Source organism: Paenibacillus xylanivorans, from assembly GCF_001280595.1.
GTDB lineage: Bacteria > Bacillota > Bacilli > Paenibacillales > Paenibacillaceae > Paenibacillus > Paenibacillus xylanivorans.
Genome location: NZ_LITU01000082.1, coordinates 282,661 through 299,575 on the forward strand (window position 1 = coordinate 282,661; position 16,915 = coordinate 299,575).

18 protein-coding genes, 1 rRNA gene and 1 riboswitch are annotated in these 16,915 nt (G+C 48.8%); of the genes, 13 read left to right on the forward strand and 6 right to left on the reverse strand.

The window, feature by feature from the left end; translation table 11 throughout:
• Nucleotides 1–46: 46 nt before the first annotated feature.
• Nucleotides 47–715 (reverse strand): pectate lyase, encoded by a 669-nt coding sequence (locus tag AMS66_RS29415; protein ID WP_053784147.1) that lies wholly within the window; start codon nt 713–715, stop codon nt 47–49.
• Between the two features lie 365 nt (nt 716–1,080).
• Nucleotides 1,081–1,956 (reverse strand): radical SAM/SPASM domain-containing protein, encoded by an 876-nt coding sequence (locus AMS66_RS29420; RefSeq protein ID WP_053784180.1) that lies wholly within the window; start codon nt 1,954–1,956, stop codon nt 1,081–1,083.
• Nucleotides 1,957–2,251: 295 nt separating this feature from the next.
• On the opposite strand from AMS66_RS29420, the gene AMS66_RS29425 reads away from it, so the two are divergent.
• The 12 genes from AMS66_RS29425 (at nt 2,252) to AMS66_RS29480 (ending at nt 13,703) form a co-directional block, all read left to right on the forward strand.
• Entirely contained in the window at nt 2,252–3,394 is a 1,143-nt protein-coding gene (locus AMS66_RS29425) for an iron-containing alcohol dehydrogenase family protein (protein ID WP_082350947.1), read from the forward strand.
• Nucleotides 3,391–4,446, forward strand: a complete 1,056-nt coding sequence (locus tag AMS66_RS29430) for an ABC transporter substrate-binding protein (RefSeq protein WP_053784148.1) — start codon at nt 3,391–3,393, stop codon at nt 4,444–4,446. Before AMS66_RS29425 ends, AMS66_RS29430 begins: the two co-directional genes overlap by 4 nt.
• A gap of 27 nt (nt 4,447–4,473) precedes the next feature.
• The gene (locus tag AMS66_RS29435) at nt 4,474–5,259 is read left to right on the forward strand and encodes an ABC transporter permease subunit (RefSeq protein WP_236703670.1); all 786 of its coding nucleotides are present in this window, start codon (nt 4,474–4,476) and stop codon (nt 5,257–5,259) included.
• Nucleotides 5,260–5,283: 24 nt separating this feature from the next.
• On the forward strand, nt 5,284–6,060 hold the full coding sequence (locus AMS66_RS29440; protein ID WP_053784150.1) for an ATP-binding cassette domain-containing protein: 777 nt from the start codon (nt 5,284–5,286) through the stop codon (nt 6,058–6,060).
• Between the two features lie 18 nt (nt 6,061–6,078).
• On the forward strand, nt 6,079–7,206 hold the full coding sequence (gene hisC / locus AMS66_RS29445; RefSeq protein WP_236703671.1) for a histidinol-phosphate transaminase: 1,128 nt from the start codon (nt 6,079–6,081) through the stop codon (nt 7,204–7,206).
• A 97-nt stretch (nt 7,207–7,303) separates the two neighbouring features.
• Nucleotides 7,304–7,406: riboswitch (TPP riboswitch) on the forward strand.
• A gap of 173 nt (nt 7,407–7,579) precedes the next feature.
• Nucleotides 7,580–8,347, forward strand: a complete 768-nt coding sequence (locus AMS66_RS29450; RefSeq protein WP_053784152.1) for an ABC transporter ATP-binding protein — start codon at nt 7,580–7,582, stop codon at nt 8,345–8,347.
• Nucleotides 8,334–9,146, forward strand: coding sequence for an ABC transporter permease (locus AMS66_RS29455; protein ID WP_407944586.1), 813 nt, complete (start codon nt 8,334–8,336; stop codon nt 9,144–9,146). The genes AMS66_RS29450 and AMS66_RS29455 overlap by 14 nt, the downstream gene beginning before the upstream one ends.
• A 150-nt stretch (nt 9,147–9,296) precedes the next feature.
• Nucleotides 9,297–10,364, forward strand: a complete 1,068-nt coding sequence (locus AMS66_RS29460) for an ABC transporter substrate-binding protein (protein ID WP_053784153.1) — start codon at nt 9,297–9,299, stop codon at nt 10,362–10,364.
• Between the two features lie 103 nt (nt 10,365–10,467).
• Complete coding sequence (thiM, locus tag AMS66_RS29465; RefSeq protein WP_053784154.1) at nt 10,468–11,280, forward strand: hydroxyethylthiazole kinase; 813 nt, start codon at nt 10,468–10,470, stop codon at nt 11,278–11,280.
• Nucleotides 11,277–12,089 (forward strand): bifunctional hydroxymethylpyrimidine kinase/phosphomethylpyrimidine kinase, encoded by an 813-nt coding sequence (gene thiD, locus AMS66_RS29470; RefSeq protein WP_053784155.1) that lies wholly within the window; start codon nt 11,277–11,279, stop codon nt 12,087–12,089. The genes thiM and thiD overlap by 4 nt, the downstream gene beginning before the upstream one ends.
• On the forward strand, nt 12,089–12,754 hold the full coding sequence (gene thiE, locus AMS66_RS29475) for a thiamine phosphate synthase (protein ID WP_053784156.1): 666 nt from the start codon (nt 12,089–12,091) through the stop codon (nt 12,752–12,754). Before thiD ends, thiE begins: the two co-directional genes overlap by 1 nt.
• A gap of 205 nt (nt 12,755–12,959) precedes the next feature.
• Nucleotides 12,960–13,703: a MerR family transcriptional regulator gene (locus tag AMS66_RS29480; protein WP_053784157.1), complete on the forward strand. Its 744-nt coding sequence runs from the start codon at nt 12,960–12,962 to the stop codon at nt 13,701–13,703.
• Between the two features lie 271 nt (nt 13,704–13,974).
• Here AMS66_RS29480 and AMS66_RS29485 read toward each other — a convergent pair whose 3' ends face one another.
• Nucleotides 13,975–14,457 carry a hypothetical protein gene (locus AMS66_RS29485; protein WP_053784158.1) on the reverse strand — a complete coding sequence of 161 codons (483 nt, stop codon included), beginning with the start codon at nt 14,455–14,457 and terminating at the stop codon, nt 13,975–13,977.
• Nucleotides 14,458–14,649: 192 nt separating this feature from the next.
• Between AMS66_RS29485 and AMS66_RS29490 the strand changes: the two genes are divergently transcribed.
• Entirely contained in the window at nt 14,650–15,111 is a 462-nt protein-coding gene (locus AMS66_RS29490; RefSeq protein WP_053784159.1) for a ferritin-like domain-containing protein, read from the forward strand.
• Nucleotides 15,112–15,199: 88 nt separating this feature from the next.
• Here AMS66_RS29490 and AMS66_RS29495 read toward each other — a convergent pair whose 3' ends face one another.
• The 3 genes from AMS66_RS29495 to rrf form a co-directional block, all read right to left on the reverse strand.
• Nucleotides 15,200–15,856 carry a deoxynucleoside kinase gene (locus AMS66_RS29495; RefSeq protein WP_053784160.1) on the reverse strand — a complete coding sequence of 219 codons (657 nt, stop codon included), beginning with the start codon at nt 15,854–15,856 and terminating at the stop codon, nt 15,200–15,202.
• Nucleotides 15,853–16,476, reverse strand: a complete 624-nt coding sequence (locus tag AMS66_RS29500) for a deoxynucleoside kinase (protein WP_053784161.1) — start codon at nt 16,474–16,476, stop codon at nt 15,853–15,855. Before AMS66_RS29500 ends, AMS66_RS29495 begins: the two co-directional genes overlap by 4 nt.
• 222 nt (nt 16,477–16,698) lie before the next feature.
• Nucleotides 16,699–16,815: ribosomal RNA gene (gene rrf, locus AMS66_RS29505) — 5S ribosomal RNA — on the reverse strand.
• Between the last annotated feature and the right edge of the window lie 100 nt (nt 16,816–16,915).

Here is a 16,915-nt window from a genome sequence, read left to right on the forward strand (position 1 = left end):
TCATATCGTTTATAGGATAATTATTGCGGACCGATACGCTCTGCTTTTAATATTGTATATTCCCGGATTGACTTGTTTTGCCTGATGCAAAGCCTTTAAACAAGGTCGGTACTTTGGAGTAACGGGTATTTGTAATTTTCCCTTGTGATGTACTACTGTCCGTACGCATAATGGAATCTTTGACATTGGAAATGTCCGAGTTATCGAGTGTCATGTTTACCGCGAAGGTTGTTCCGCCATTTTGACGCACCAGCTTGCCAATATCGTCTGCACGGAAATTTTTAATGTTAATCGTCCCCGCTGCATTGATTTGAAACACTTTATCATAGGCCTTGTAAGCTGCCCCGCCCGTAATGTTGACCGTTCCGGCTGATTTCAGAGTCAGAGCATCCTCCCCCACATCCTCCCAAACCACATTTGAAATCGTGCAGTTACCGTAACAATGAACACCGTCAGCTGCAGGAGAACCGATAATCACATTTTTGAGTGTGGCACCTGCCTCCAATCGAAATACCGGCTTCTGATCTTCCGCTTGGGATCCATCTCCCAGTGTGGAGGGATTGGCTACATAGGTTTTGCCTTTGCCATCAAAAGTTTCACCCTTGGCTACAATAATCGTTGAGTTTACAACGGTAGGTGCAGCAAAAGCTGGAATTGCACCGAATAATGAAGCGACCAGACCGGCGGACAGCAACAACGTCAACATTTTTTTCATAATATAAATCCTCCCTTATTCTGATGAATTGGCGTACAAGCATGGGCTTGTCCTCAAGGAACCGATCAGAGGTGCACCTCTGGCTTGGAACCTACCCTGATCCTACCAAAAAAGGAATGTTACGATAATAATCATTAGCTTAGATATAGAAACGACAGCATTATACCTGTAATCTCGGTATTTATTGCATCGTTCTCCATTGTGCAATGTGCTAATCTCAACTTCGGGTATGCTTCATTTACAACTCGTAATCTATGGTCATATGCTCCTTTATCGCTCTAGAAAAAACGAAAGACCACTTCATCTGTTTCCAGACAATGTGATCTCTATTATTTTGAATCTAATTATATTTATTAAATTACGCTTTAGGCTCCAAACCGTTGACGATATCCGCACTTCCGACATAATTCCTCCACCGCTTCCCGTTTGGAGAAACCATAGAACAGATTGTTGGCTCGTTCACCATCCACAATCTCGGAGAACGACTTTTCGTGAACGTTGCCCAAGTTAATTACACCCTCACCATCGAGACAGCATGGAACCACAGTTCCATCGACAAGCACAGCTGCTTGACTACGAAGCGCATGACAGAAGCCTTTACCGTCATCTTCCGGTGCATCCAGACTTGGCCACTGGAATTCATGATCCTGATTGAGGTACACATTCTGCGCAATTTTCACACCGCTGCCTGGCACAACCTTTTCCTCAATACGGAAATCCAGATTGAACTCCTGTTCAAGAACCTCCAGCGTCTCACGGTTTCGATTCATCTGGGCATTCGTGAAGTTATCCTGTGTCAGATTCCAGAGTCGGAACGAAATAATAACATTGTGCTTCACTGCTTCCCGTACAAAAGACAACACATTACCCAGATAACCCTCGCGGTCCGTGGAACCTTCGTGTCCATCAAAGCTGTGCAAGGAAAAGTTCATCTGACGCAGCGCCGGTTTGCCGAGCAGTTTGTGCTGGGTCTTGGGCAGCAGTGTTCCGTTCGTCGTAATGTTGACCTTGAATCCCTTCTCATGCGCGGAATCCAGTAACAGATCAATTTTGGGATGAAGTAACGGCTCACCTTTGACATGTAAATAAATATGTTTGGTATGGGGTTTAATCTGATCCAATATATTGTTGAAGACTTCAGGGTCAATGAAATTTTTGGCACGTTTGGTCTGCGGGCAGAAGCTACATGCCAGATTACATATGCTTGTGATCTCAATATATACTTTCTTGAACGTTTTCAACTCGGGGTCCCCATTCTGCTCAGGAGGGAGAACAGTCCCACCCTCATTTGTGATCCGGCCCATATGTGCCACCACTATTATATCGGGTTAGAGAGCAGAGGTAAATCGACCAGTATGTTTAATTCCTTTTCTCCTCAAATCCATTAATTACGTTCACCTATAGATTCTTTCAATCGAAGTATAGGATGTATTGATTGTCCGGGTTATTGTGGTTGCTGAAACGCAATGCTAGAATTTAAACAATTTAAAACCAAGTTAAAACGTAAGAATAATAAGCTATAAGGAGAGTGTATTCATGATTACTGTTAAGGCACCCACAGTATATGTTCAAGAGGCTAATATTCTTGAACAAAGCGGTTCGCGGATTGCACAACTTGGACAGCATGTTCTCATCATCGCCGGTGAGTCTGCATTGAAAGCCGTACAGCCTTACCTTCTACCTTCACTGGAGGCGCATCAGGTCAAGTTCCATGTGCAGTTGTTTCGGGGCGAGGTTACAACAGATCAGATTGATGCTTTCACACAGCAAGCTTTCGGGCTGAACGTCGATCTGATTATCGGTGTCGGGGGCGGGAGAGTACTCGATCTGTCCAAAGCCGTTGCAGAGCAAGCTGATCTACCGGTCGTAACCGTTCCAACCATTGCAGCAACCTGTGCCGCATGGTCTGCCTTAACCGTGCTCTATGACGATCAGGGGCAAGCTGCGGGATATCGACCTCTTCGCCGTTCTCCGAATCTGATTCTGGCCGACAGCTGTATTCTGGCGAATGCGCCCAAACGATATTTGGCCGCAGGAATTGGCGATACGCTTGTCAAATGGCATGAGTTCGCAGTCAACCTCAGCGGAAACAGCGCCAGCCTTACCCTGCGAAACAGTGTTAGCACAGCCAAACTTGCACTCGACATTCTTGAAACGCACGCCATCGATGTCTATGAATCCACGGATACAACCGGTAGTACACCTCAATTCCGTGATGTTGCCGATGCCATTATCGTCCTCGCAGGCCTTGTAGGCAGCATTAGCGATGGATCGCTTCATGCCGCGATTGCTCATGGGCTACATGATAGCCTCACCAAATTACCCGAAACACACGCTTCGCTACATGGAGAAAAGGTAGCTTTCGGACTGTTCACCCAATGGATTCTCGAAGGCAAAGCAGAGGCCGAGCTGCATGAGCAGGTCAACCTGCTGCACAAGCTAAATCTGCCCATTACCCTTGCCCAGCTCGGCATACAACAACAGTCTCAGGAAGCTGCTGCGCGCATTGCAGCAGGACTACAGCTGCGGGAAGGCAGTGCGGCACATCTGTCCTTCGGGGTTAGCACAACGCAGGTAACCGAAGCCATTCTTCAGGCAGACCGTATCGGCCAAACATTCATAGAATCCTGTCAGTCCAGTGAAAGTAGTACATACACCAAGGAGGTCTCCTCCCTATGATCCGTCCAAACCGCCACTACTCTCTCCCTTTAACTTCCTTTCTGAGCGTGCTTCTGTTGTTGATGATTTCCGGCTGCTCTACCGGAACTGACAATCAGGCCTCGGGTACAGGCACAACCCCCACAGCAGCGTCAGCCGCTTCGGATCGTGATGTTACCATACGGGTCGGTCAGACTGGATGGGGCAATCTCGAATTGGGGCTGAAAGCCGCCGGACTCGATGATACCCCCTATAAAGTTACTTATAACGTATTCCAGGGAGGTAACCTGATCCTTGAAGCGATGGCTGCAAACCAATTGGACTTTGGCGTAACCAGTGAAATCCCACCCATTTTTGCATCTCAGGCTGCCAATGGTGGAAACTTCAAAATTATTGCGGTACAACAAGGCAGCACCTTAAATCAGGAGGTCGTTGTTCCCAAAGGTTCATCGATTAAATCGGTTGCTGACCTGAACGGCAAGAAAGTTGCTTTTGTGAAAAATACAACAGCCCACTATTTCCTGCTCAAAATGTTGGAGGAAGCCGGATTAACATGGAGCGATATCAGTCCTGTCGAACTTTCGACAGCTGATGGTCTAAGTGCGCTGATTAGTGGTAAAGTCGACGCTCTCGCCAGTTACGGCAATGCCATCATCTCCGCACATCAGAATGAAGCGACCACACTTGCCAGCGCCAAAGACATTCTGTCTGGCAGCTTTCTAGTAGCTGCCTCAGATCAGGCCCTTGCCAATGAGGAACAGAAAAAGGCGCTTGTCGATTACCTGGAGCGAATCAACAAATTCAATGATTGGGCTCGTGCCAATAAGGATGCATGGGCTCAAATTACAGCAGACAACACCCACCAGCCGGTGGAGCAAGCCCTTAAAACCTATACAGATGGAGAGGCACAACGGCCATCACGTATTGTTGCCATTTCTGACGAGGCCATCAAGTCGGAACAGGACGTAGCAGATACGTTTCAGCAAGCGGGAATTTTTGAGCAGGCAGTCGATGTAAGCACATTCTGGAGTGATGCACTTCAAGATCAACTTCCAGCTCCAGGTAGCCAATAAAGTACGAAGCAAGGAGGTATGCATAACGTGCGGTCCAACACATTTAAGCGGACATGGTTTAACCGATTCATTCCTTTTGTTGTACCACTACTCATTCTGGCTCTGTGGCAATGGCTCACTACATCTGGCGTCGTTGCAGCCAATATTTTGCCACGTCCCGCTCAGGTACTGGAGGCTTTCATTCGTCTGCTTGGGAACGGTGAACTACTTAACAACATCAGCATCAGCGCCAAGCGGGCTTTGGGAGGATTCCTCATTGGTGGAGGTCTGGGTTTCCTGCTGGGTGTGCTGAACGGTATCTCCTCCCTTGCGGAAAAGATCGCCGACTCCTCAGTGCAGATGATCCGCAATATTCCACATCTGTCCTTGATTCCTCTCGTTATTGTGTGGTTCGGAATCGGTGAAGAAGCAAAATTATTTCTCGTTTCCCTGGGTGTATTCTTTCCGGTATATCTGAACACGTTCCACGGCATACGATCGGTCGATCCCGGTCTGATTGAAATGGGCAAAGTATATGGCCTCAGCCGTTGGTCCCTTTATAAGGACATTATCCTGCCTGGTGCACTGCCTTCCATTCTGGTGGGCATTCGCTATGCACTTGGCATCATGTGGCTAACACTCATCGTAGCCGAGACGGTTGCGGCGGATGCGGGAATTGGGTATATGGCGATGAACGCGCGGGAATTCATGCAAATGGATGTGATCGTCTTAAGCATTCTGCTGTATGCTCTGCTGGGCAAGCTGTCCGATACCATCGCCAAATGGCTGGAACGGCGCTGGCTACGCTGGAACCCGGCTCTATCTCGCAAGTAAAGCCAAAGGAGCGTGAATTAATTCATGAGTACAAGTCAGATCAGTCCTTTTCTTCAAGTAGATGGGGTTCAGAAATCGTATGATCAGCGGACGATTCTATCCGACATCAACGTCAATGTAAGACAAGGGGAATTTGTAGCCATCGTCGGACGAAGCGGTTGTGGCAAAAGTACTTTACTGCGTCTGATCGCTGGGCTGGAAGCCCCCTCTTCCGGGAGCGTTATGCTGGACAACAGAAAGCTTGGCAGTACGGCACCCGAGACACGGTTTCTGTTTCAGGAAGCTCGGCTGCTGCCTTGGAAATCCGTGCTCGACAATGTACGGCTGGGCATCCCCGACAAGAACAAGGAAGATGCACGCCAGTCGCTTCGCAATGTAGGTCTCGGAGAGCGTGAAGGCGACTGGCCGGGGGTATTATCTGGCGGGCAAAAACAACGTGTCGCCCTTGCGCGGGCACTCGCAAGTCATCCGCGCTTACTGCTGCTGGATGAACCGCTGGGTGCATTGGATGCATTGACCCGAATTGAGATGCAGCAATTAATCGAACGCTTGTGGGTAGAAGAAGGGCTCACTGTCATTCTGGTCACTCATGATGTCAGCGAAGCGGTTGCGCTTGCAGACAGAGTACTGTTAATTGAGGATGGTCATATTACGATGGATACCCGAATTACGCTGGAACGGCCACGCATTCGGGACAGCGGGTTTGCTCATTTTGAAAACCTGATTCTGAATCGGTTGTTGACTCCTCCACAAGAGACTCCACAGCAGATTGCCCAGAAACAGATATCATTCTCGATCTAATTCCACTGGAAAGAAGGCATGATTATGCAATCCCTTTCACCCGTTCCCTCTCCTCCTGTTAAAAATCTGTTAAATCAAATTCCAGCCTATACTCCTGCCAAATCCATGGAACAGATCCGTCGGGAGTTGGGATTGGAAAGTGTCGATCGACTTGCAGCGAACGAGAATCCGTTTGGTTCTTCTCCCCTGGCAGCGGAAGCGGTCAGATCGCTGGGCTCCGATCTTTTGGCACAATACCCCGACGGCTCCAGCCAAATGTTGCGTGACAAACTTGCGGAGCGACTGGGTGTGCGTACATCCCAACTGGTATTTGGTAGTGGATCATTCGAGCTCCTGACCCTTACCGCCCAAGCCTATCTAAATCCCGGCGAGGAATCGCTCATTCCTGTGCCCTCCTTTAACTGGTACAAGGGTGCTACGCTGCTGGCAGGCGGTTTCATCCATGAAGTGCCTTTGGTCAACCATTCGCTGGACCTGGAGCAATTCCGCCAACGTATCAATGCTTGTACCCGAATCATCTGGCTGTGCAATCCGAATAATCCGACCGGTACCATTTTCACGGCAGATGCCCTTCTTGGTTTACTCGAACACGTTCCCTCCCATGTCGTGGTTGTCCTGGACGAAGCGTACTATGAATTCGCGGAAAGTGAGGATTATCCTGATACGGTTAAGCTTCTGGAGCAGTACAATAATCTGATTATTTTGCGGACCTTCTCCAAAATATATGGACTTGCCGGCCTGCGAATCGGATATGGCATCGGGAATGAAAGCATCATTGAAGGCATTAACCGGGTCAAGTTGCCCATCAGTCTGACAGCCACATCCCAAGCCGCTGCTTCGGCCAGCTTGGATGATCATGAATTTGTCTCTCATTGCCTGCACTATAATCGTCAGGGACGGGAAACGCTAATGCAATCCTTTGATCAGTGGAAATTACCCTACATCCCTTCTGAAACGAATTTCATCATGGTTGATCTGTTACAAGATAGTGGCCCGATTACCAAAGACTTGCTGAACAGAGGCATCTCTGTCCGCGGCGGTGCTGAATTCGGTATGCCTACCTGGCTTCGGATTACGATTGGCACACCTGAGCAGATTACCCGTCTGATCGGTGAACTTGATTCGCTGTTACATTCAAACGTGTAGATTCCAGTATTCTTTCTAACTCACACTTCTTTCAGGCCACCCTCTTTACATTCTACTTGCATGTGATATATGCTGAACACACAACTGCATATCTTTAACATTGCACTAGGGGAGCCTTCCGGCTGAGACGAATCGAACGATTCGGACCCTTTGAACCTGATCTGGATCATACCAGCGGAGGGAAGTGGAGCGGCCTATCAGTAAGCGGATTTTTTCATGTTGATGTTGAAATTTAATGTGAATTGAACTTACAGACCCACTCATTTCTCCGGAAATGGGTGGGTCTTTTTCGTGTTCTGCGAGCAGATCAGAAGGTGTAATTAGAGATCCCGCAGTTTGAAATTTGAGTTACAAGGGGGAACGGAACGAAATTATGGATAACGATATAACCATTCACAACATGAGCTACGCTTTCCCAGGAAAAAGGGATTCCCCCGTGCTCTCCAATGTGTCGATGCGTGTAGCAAAAGGCGAATTCGTCTCGATCATCGGTTCCAGCGGATCCGGTAAAAGCACTCTCTTCAAGCTGCTGGCAGGCCTACTTGATCCAACTCACGGAACCATTGAACTTCCATGGATTCAAGACGGAAAGCGACTGGGGCAGGTGGCCTACATGCCGCAAAAGGACCTCCTGTTATCCTGGCGAACCGTCATGGAGAATTGCCTACTCCCCTCCGAATTTGCTTCAGGGCGGCAGGACAAAGTTAGGGTGCAAGCAGACATTCTGGCTGACCTCGAAAGATTTGGCTTATCCGGTTACGCGCATGCTTATCCGGACGAGCTGTCAGGCGGCATGCGACAGCGGGTCGCGCTGCTGCGTACTTTGCTGACTGGCGGCCAGCTCATGCTGCTGGATGAACCATTCGGCGCACTCGATGCCTTAACCAAACGGGAGATGCATCGCTGGCTAATAGAACTCTGGGAAGGCCTGGGCAAAACCGTGTTGTTTATCACCCATGATATTGAAGAAGCCTTGCTGCTCAGTGATCGGATTATCCTGTTAACTCCAGGGGGCCAAAACCAACAGCTAGAGGATATGACGGTACCTTTGCCTCGTCCAAGACATTCGGACATGATCTACGAACCGGCTCTCGTTCAGATGAGACGATTACTGGAGGAACAATTGCATGCGAAACGGTAACTTGAGAGACAGCATGAAGGATAGTGTAAAGCTTTGGCTTGCCCGTTATGGTCTGTTTCTTTTGCTCATGATCTTGCTGCTTGTCATCTGGGAGTGGATTGTGCGTATGGGATGGGTGCCCTCCTTCATCATTCCTGCCCCTACGGCAATTGCCAGTTCGCTGTATGAGCATCGCCGCCTCTTGTTGGCAACACATCTGCCTGCTACCTTGATGGAGGTTGTCATTGGTTTTGGCTTGTCCATTGGTGCCGGTATTGCACTTGCGACAGGCATGCATATGAATCGGTCTATTGAAAAGGCGTTATATCCCTTTATCGTGATCAGTCAGACGATCCCGTTAATCGCCTTGTCCCCCGTCTTTATCCTGTGGTTTGGCTACACGCTGTGGAGCAAGGTCGCGGTGGTATTCCTAATCGCGTTCTTTCCGATTGTGGTAAGCACCTATGATGGACTGCGCCAGGGTGATCCGGAGCAGCGTGAACTGCTGCTGACCATGGGGGCCAGCAAGTGGGATATTTTTCGAAAACTCCAGATTCCGCTTGCCCTGACCTCCTTCTTTTCAGGACTAAAAATGTCTGTGGTCTACTGTGTGGTCGGGGCAACGATTGGGGAATGGCTCGGCGGAAGCAAGGGACTCGGCTATTTCAGCCGCAGAATGTCGAGCAACATGAACACGGATGCCATGTTCGCCGCTATTGTACTGTTATCTCTGCTTGGTATTGCCCTGTTTGTACTTATTGCATGGCTGGAGAGAAGATTCGGTACACAACGTCATGCAGGTAGAAGAAAAGCTAGATAAGTCCTGGAGGTAGACCCAGTGCGACGGACTCAGCGTAATTCCCCTGCTATCGGCTGTGCATTCATTGTGCAACGCAATCATTTTCATTTTTCCTGAATATAGAACTTATAGATTTTAAAACAGAAAAAAGGAAACGAGGAACTTTAAATTATGAATAAAAAGCATATCTATTCCCTGATCCCCCTCCTTCTTATAACCCTGATGCTGATCGTTAGCGGATGCGGGAATACGGGTACCAACACACCTGCCACTGATTCAGCTCCCGATGCAAAAGATACAGAATCATCTGCGACCGAAACGTCATCCGATTCCAAAGATAAGCTGTCCATCATGCTCGATTGGTACCCGAATGCAGTGCATTCCTTCATCTATGTTGCCCAGGAGAAAGGTTACTTCACGGACCAAGGTCTGGATGTTGATGTCCAGATGCCCGCCGATACGAATGACTCACTCAAGCTTGTTGCTGCCGGGAAAATCGATCTGGCACTAAGCTACCAGCCGCAAATTTTGCTCGCGCGTGGGGAGAACATTCCTGTACGTTCGATTGCAGCTGTCGTTCGGCATCCGCTCGTGCATCTGTTGACTGAAGCAGATGGTAAAGTGAAGTCGCCAAAAGATCTGGAAGGCCTGACGGTCGGCTATTCCTCAATCCCTCTGTATGAAGCGATGGTGCGTACGATGATCAGCCAGGATGGTGGAAATCCCGCCAAGATGAATCTGGTGGATGTGGGATTTGACCTGATTCCTTCCCTGGCTTCCGGACAGGCAAATGCCATTATGGGTGGTTTTATTAACCATGAGCAATTGATTTTGGAAAAAGAAGGCCATGCCATGAAATCGATCAATCCCGTCGATTATGGTGTACCTGATTATTATGAACTTGTCCTCACTGCAAGTGATGCGGGCATTGAAGCGAAAAAGGATCAGCTTACCCGCTTCATCAAAGCGATGCAGGAAGGACAGAAATATGTGACAGAGCACCCCGAGGAAGCGCTTAACATTCTACTTGCGCATGAGAACGAAACGTCTCCACTTGACCCGGAGATCGAAACCAAAAGTCTGAATATTTTACTGCCACTGATGAATGAAGAAGGTCAGCTGTTTGGCGGGCAGGACGCCTCTTCTTGGGAAAACGTACGCGCATGGCTTGTTCAAAGTGAACTGATTCCAGATTCCGTGAAGGCTGAGGATGCTTTTATCAACTTGCAGGGGGAGTAAGGAAATGGGTTGCTGGATGAGATCAATTAACAACATATATAAGGTGAATCCTACCCTTCCTACTTCTGTTGATCAAATTGCTTATTAATAAGGAGGAACTCATATGTCTTATCTGGAACGTGTTCGTACCCAAAATCCACTTATTCATAACATTACGAATATTGTCGTGGCTCCCTTTACAGCCAACGGTTTACTTGCACTCGGTGCATCTCCCTTTATGGCCTATGCGCATGAAGAAGTCGCTGATGTCGCCAAGATGTCGGGAGCGGTTGTACTGAATATTGGCACTCTCGAAGAAAGGGTTGTGGAAGCGATCCGCCTGGCTGGGCAATCGGCTAATGCAAATAACGTACCTGTTGTGCTCGATCCGGTTGGAGCTGGAGCAACTGCCTACCGAACGGAAACCGTTCAAATGCTCATTCGTGAGCTTCGCCTCACAGTGTTGCGTGGCAATGTGGCTGAAGTCTCCAATGTTATCGGTGAGAGCTGGAGCATCAAAGGCGTGGATGCAGGTCAAGGCGAGGGGGATCGAATCGGAATAGCGGAACGGGCAGCACAAAGACTCGGCTGTGTTGTCGTCATTACCGGACGAGAGGATGTCATTACGGATGGACAAACGACGTTCCTGACGAGTAATGGACATGCCTTGCTTACCCAAGTGACTGGTGCAGGCTGCTTACTCAGCTCGGTGATTGGTGCTTTTGCAGCCATAGCGAGACCGGGTGAAGACTTGCTGGGCAGTGTTGTGGAAGCTCTTGCTTTCTATGGCGTTGCAGCAGAGATTGCGGCGGAACGTACCGCTGACCAGGGTCCGGGCAGCTTCCAGATCGAATTGCTGAATCAACTGGCCCAAGTAACACCTGACATTCTCGCAGAGCGGGCACGGGTTCGCCAGATTGATGGAGGTGCGCAATGAGTATTGCGCAGGCTTTGACGATTGCAGGTTCCGATAATGGTGGCGGCGCCGGAATTCAAGCCGATCTGAAGACCTTTCAGGAGCTCGGCGTATACGGCATGACTGTAATTACAGCCATTGCTGCCCAAAATACAACAGGTGTGCAGGGCGTCTTCCCTATCTCATATGAGGGTATCGCTCAACAGTTGGATTCCACCGGGGATGATTTTCAACCTACATCAGTAAAGACGGGCATGCTCTACAGTGCCCAAATTATTCGATTGGTCGCCGAGAAATGGCAGCAATATAGCTGGTCCAATCTGGTCATCGATCCGGTTATGGTTGCCAAGGGAGGTGCCCCCCTGCTACAACAGGAAGCCGTTCAGGCGCTAATTACAGAGTTACTGCCTCATGCACTGATCACGACACCGAACATTCCGGAAGCTGAGCTGCTCACCAAGATGTCCATTATGAATTTGAGTCAGCGTGAAGAAGCTGCAAAGCGGATCGTGCAGATGGGCTCCACGTATGCTTTGGTGAAGGGTGGTCATGATGAAGGAAGTGGCATGATTGTCGATGTTCTCTATGATGGGCAGTCTTTTCATTACCTGGAGAATGTTCGGGTGGTGACACGACATACCCATGGAACGGGATGTACGTATTCTGCGGCCATTACTGCCGAATTGGCGAAGGGCTCATCTGTGCTCGCTGCCGTCACGACCGCGCGAGCATTCATTCAGGCAGCCATTGAAGATGAGCTTGGGATTGGGGCCGGGCATGGGCCGACGAATCATTTTGCGTATCAGCGCAGACTGCGGGGTGAGCAGTGATGCTCCATCTGGATGCAGAAGCGATACGCCGTGCGATGCAGGTGTATTTGGTGATGGGCAGCATGAATACGACGCGTGACCCGGTGGAGGTGCTGCGCCAAGCCATCGCTGGCGGCATTACACTGTTCCAGTTCCGGGAAAAAGGAACTGGCGCTCTGGTTGGCGAAGCACGCATCACGCTTGCGATGCGGCTTCGCGAGGTGTGCAGCCAGCACGGCATACCGTTCATCGTGAACGATGATGTGGAGCTGGCTGTGGCGGTGGAGGCCGACGGCGTGCATGTCGGCCAGGACGATGCGGACGCGGCGCTGGTACGCGCCCGCATCGGAGAAGCGCGGATGCTTGGCGTATCCGCCCACTCCGCGCTGGAAGCCCGCCGTGCGGTGCAGGCGGGCGCCGACTATCTTGGCGTCGGACCCATGTACCCGACGCGGTCCAAAGCGGATGCCCACGCTGTGCTGGGCCCCGCCGGGGTTGCCGAACTGCGCGCCGCAGGCATCGCAGTTCCGGTGGTGGGTATCGGCGGCATTACGCCCGATACCACGGCCGCCGTGATGGCGGCTGGAGCCGACGGCGTAGCCGTCATCTCCGCCATCGCGGGCGCGGCCGATGTGCGCACAGCGGCTGCGCAGTTCGCTGCGGCGGTGCGCGGGATGCAGGCGTAGCCATGCGCTCCCTGCACCGCCAGCCCGTGTGCTGCACCAAGTGCATGGTGCAGCCTAACAATGCCCTGCTCTCTCCCGGCCATTCAGTCACCCAATCCATTCTCAAGATGCGGTTTCCGTGCTCGCATCTTGTTTTTTCATTTTCTCCTGTTGACTCTCACGTAACGTGACGCTGTACAATCGGTGGTGTAAGGAGGTTTCAATCATGGCCATGAAAGTAAAAGAACTGGCCGAACTTGTCGGGATCAGTGTGCGCACACTGCATCATTATGATGAGATCGGACTGTTAACACCGGACGAAGTGACTTCTGCCGGGTATCGACTGTATTCAGATGCCAATCTGGAAATGCTGCAGCAGATTTTATTTTTCAAAGAACTCGATTTCTCTCTGAAAGATATCAAGGAGATTATAAACAATCCCTCTTTCGATCAGGAGGAAGCCCTAAATATGCATCGCCGTATACTGCTGGAGAAACGCCAGCGATTGGACCAAATGATTGCCACCATTGATAAATCGGTTCAACACGTGAGAGGAGAGATTAAGATGACAGCCAAAGAACAATTCGAAGGTTTCAATTTCAGTCATAATCCGTATGAACAGGAGGCGCGAGAACGTTGGGGAGACCACGCGGTGGACCAGGCTAACCAAAAATTGCAGAACCAGCCTCCTGAAAAGCAAAAAGCTCTATCCGATCAAATGAATTCAATCTACACCCGTCTTGCAGCAATTCGTCACACGGCCCCAACCTCTGCCGAGGCTCAAACCGGAATCTCGGAATGGTACAGCTATCTGAACACTATCGGCACTTATTCACCTGATGCCTTCAAAGGGCTGGGGCAGATGTACGTGGACGACGAACGTTTTACACGTAACATTGATCAATTCGGCGAAGGCTTGGCTGTATTTATGCGGGATGCCATGACTGCCTTTGCAGATCGACACAGCTAATCAGGCGATAAGCTTTAGTTACATTTTGCATCATCCGATGTCCACCGCCATTAAGTATTCATATCCTTTCTTGGGCAATTAGGACATCACTCGAACCCACCTATTGCTAGATGCATTCAAAAAGAGACGTACGCCATTGGCGCCACGTCCCTCTTTTCGTATCTCAGCCGCAATGTGAACAGGCCTTTTACAGCCAATCACTCTGAGTACTTTTTTCTTACATCCATAACTACAATCCAAAGAGAATTTCTGAGTTCTCCAGTCGGATCAGTTAAGCTCTTGGAGCGTGATCAGACGAAGATGCATCCGATGCCAGACTGGTCTTCGCCATTCGTCCTGGAATCTGCCATGCCGATACAATCGCCAGTACGATGAATAACAGGTCAACCGGCTCGCTGAAATAATCCGTAAAGGTTTCCACAAATGCACTTACCATCTCACCATCGAACACCAGATCCATCATGCTCGCATCGCTGAACAACTCGGATGTAAAATACACCACCGTCAGATACTTCCCAAGCAAAATGCCGATAAGTGCAAAGATGACTGCGATAACTTTATGTACCGTCGCGATCTGTTTGTTCGAGAACAATACGACCGCGTAGCCTGTAAGCGCCCCAATGACAATAGCAATGAGCCCAAGCTCTCTTTCTGTCATGGCAGCGATCACTGCCCACACAATGCCCCCTATAACAGCTGCCAATAATCCACCAACGATTGGCATGCCGATCTTGATCCCTTGTTTCTCTTCCACGTCCACTTTCCCTCCTGAGTCATGCTTATGCTTATTTTCCAGAATTGACCTATCCTATGAAACCACAAATTCTCCTTTTATTCAACAAATTTCTCTTTACTTTTGTTTCGTCCACTCACTGTTTAAGAAATAGGAACATCTGCCTAATAACCGCATATTCTGTTTAAAATGTGTTTGGAAGGAGTACTCCCTATGTATTATGTTCCCTATTACCGGAATGACAACATGCTGTTAGCACAAATTTCCAAAGCCATTAATGGAGAATCCTCAGCGATTGCCTGCTACGCAAGACTGGCAGAATTGGCACCCACAGAAGCGGAAAAAGCCCGTATTCTAGAGATACGTCTTGATGAAATAGAGCATCTTCAAAAATTCATCGCCATTTATGTTTCGTTAACAGGTACGCAACCTACGGTCCAAATCTCTCCGGATTGTCCGTCCGAGTATTTCGCGGGAATAGATTATGCTTTTAATGACGAGCAAAACACGGTTGAGTTCTACTCACAAGTTGCAGATCAAGCAAATGACCCTTACATTAAGGAAGCGTTTCGGCGTGCAGCAACGGATGAGCAGAGACATGCCGTCTGGTTCTTGTATTACTTAACAATGCATAAGTCAAAAACATCTTTTGAGAATTCTCCTCTTACAAAATGACGAAAAATATCCCCTCTAGAAGCTTTCGCTTGCGTAGAGGGGATGACTATATGAATCTAACTAATGGCATCTTGAGATATAAAAAAATTTACAATTGAGCTTCCTTGGAAGGATTAATGACAGCAGCAATCTGCGCCAAAATAGCATCCACCGATGCTGGATCATTCACATCATACTCATCGATGTTCAAACGCAGTACCGGACAGGCTGTAAATTGATTAATCCATACCGAATAGCGCTCATGCATATGCTCCCAGTAGGAACGGTCCGTCTGGATCTCCATTTCCCGTCCGCGTTCCGTAATTCGATTCAGAATGGATGGCAAGCTGCCTTCCAGATAAATTAGTACATCCGGATGAGGGAAATACGGTGTCATCACCATAGCTTCAAATAAACTGCTGTACGTTTCGAAATCCGTAGCCGACATTGTTCCCTGATCCGCATGCATTTGCGCAAAGATGCCTGTGTCCTCATAGATGGAACGATCCTGTACAAATCCGCCGCCCAGTTCAAAGATTTTCTTCTGTTCCTTGAAACGCTCTGCCAAGAAGTATATCTGCAAATGGAAGCTCCAACGTTCGAAGTCATGATAGAACTTCTCCAGATATGGATTGTGGTCGACTTGCTCAAGAGAAGTCTTGAAATTTAAACGCCCTGCCAGTGCCGCTGTTAAAGTGGATTTACCCACCCCTACGGTACCTGCTACCGTAATTAATGCATTCGCCGGAATGCCATAGTTGTTCATGTGATATACTCCTTTACCTGATTAACAATCTGTTTGAAATGTTCAGGATGTTCTACAAAATCGAGCTGTTCCGCATTCACCTTAATGATGATCGGCGGATTCGGGCTGCTAGCCAGGTAGGTCATGCCTGTTTTATAATCTGCAATTAACTGTTCCATGTAAGCCGGGTCCATATCCTGCTCAAAAGACCGTCCACGTTTGTTGATACGGTTCATCAATGTATCGAGTTCAGCTTCAATATAAAGCACCAGATTGGGTTTCGGCAGATCATCCGTTAAGAGATGATAGATTTGACGGTATTTGTCCCGTTTCGTTCCCTTTAAGGTACGATCGGCAAAAATCATATTTTTATAGATATGATAGTCCGAAATAACGGGAGTGTTCTGTTTAATATAGTGAGCACCCGTGTCTTCCAGTTGCTTGAATCGATTGCATAGAAAAAACATTTCAAGCTGGAAGCTCCACTCATCTATATCCTGATAGAAGGAAGCCAGAAAGGGATTCTCTTCTACAATTTCCTTGACCAGCGGAAGATTCAATTCCTGGGAAAGCATCGTTGCCAACGTTGTTTTCCCCGCTCCAATGGGACCTTCCACTGCAATAAACGGTGCTGATTTCATCGTGTTCCAGTTCCTCCTCGTACTCATGCGTGTTTCCGTTTCTATATAGACCTCACCTATTGTATCACAGCTTCAATGATGGGAAGGCCAGTATTTTATGTATAAAATGAGTTTTATCTCTACGGACTGAGATAAATAAGACAGCCTATGGTAGTTATAATTCCTAAAATCATAATAACAGAAAAAGACACGATCGCTTATATACGATCGTGTCTTTCGATTGCTTGGCGGCGTCCTACTCTCCCAGGACCCTGCGGTCCAAGTACCATCGACGCTAGAGGGCTTAACGGTCGTGTTCGGGATGGGTACGTGTGGAACCCCTCCGCCATCGCCACCAAACGCGATTTGTCGAAGCATAGCTTCTTAAAATCATTGTGGAACTGAAAACCATACACACATTCCGTGATGTATCGATTTTCATTTCAGAGATTATTCTCTG

Excerpts from the sequence above, each read along its gene's own strand:
- AMS66_RS29415 (WP_053784147.1), bottom strand. The coding sequence starts at position 715 with ATGAAAAAAATGTTGACGTTGTTGCTGTCCGCCGGTCTGGTCGCTTCA.
- AMS66_RS29425 (WP_082350947.1), top strand. The coding sequence starts at position 2,252 with ATGATTACTGTTAAGGCACCCACAGTATATGTTCAAGAGGCTAATATT.
- AMS66_RS29430 (WP_053784148.1), top strand. The coding sequence starts at position 3,391 with ATGATCCGTCCAAACCGCCACTACTCTCTCCCTTTAACTTCCTTTCTG.
- AMS66_RS29440 (WP_053784150.1), top strand. The coding sequence starts at position 5,284 with ATGAGTACAAGTCAGATCAGTCCTTTTCTTCAAGTAGATGGGGTTCAG.
- hisC (WP_236703671.1), top strand. The coding sequence starts at position 6,079 with ATGATTATGCAATCCCTTTCACCCGTTCCCTCTCCTCCTGTTAAAAAT.
- AMS66_RS29450 (WP_053784152.1), top strand. The coding sequence starts at position 7,580 with ATGGATAACGATATAACCATTCACAACATGAGCTACGCTTTCCCAGGA.
- AMS66_RS29455 (WP_407944586.1), top strand. The coding sequence starts at position 8,334 with ATGCGAAACGGTAACTTGAGAGACAGCATGAAGGATAGTGTAAAGCTT.
- AMS66_RS29460 (WP_053784153.1), top strand. The coding sequence starts at position 9,297 with ATGAATAAAAAGCATATCTATTCCCTGATCCCCCTCCTTCTTATAACC.
- thiM (WP_053784154.1), top strand. The coding sequence starts at position 10,468 with ATGTCTTATCTGGAACGTGTTCGTACCCAAAATCCACTTATTCATAAC.
- thiD (WP_053784155.1), top strand. The coding sequence starts at position 11,277 with ATGAGTATTGCGCAGGCTTTGACGATTGCAGGTTCCGATAATGGTGGC.
- thiE (WP_053784156.1), top strand. The coding sequence starts at position 12,089 with ATGCTCCATCTGGATGCAGAAGCGATACGCCGTGCGATGCAGGTGTAT.
- AMS66_RS29480 (WP_053784157.1), top strand. The coding sequence starts at position 12,960 with ATGGCCATGAAAGTAAAAGAACTGGCCGAACTTGTCGGGATCAGTGTG.
- AMS66_RS29490 (WP_053784159.1), top strand. The coding sequence starts at position 14,650 with ATGTATTATGTTCCCTATTACCGGAATGACAACATGCTGTTAGCACAA.
- AMS66_RS29495 (WP_053784160.1), bottom strand. The coding sequence starts at position 15,856 with ATGAACAACTATGGCATTCCGGCGAATGCATTAATTACGGTAGCAGGT.
- AMS66_RS29500 (WP_053784161.1), bottom strand. The coding sequence starts at position 16,476 with ATGAAATCAGCACCGTTTATTGCAGTGGAAGGTCCCATTGGAGCGGGG.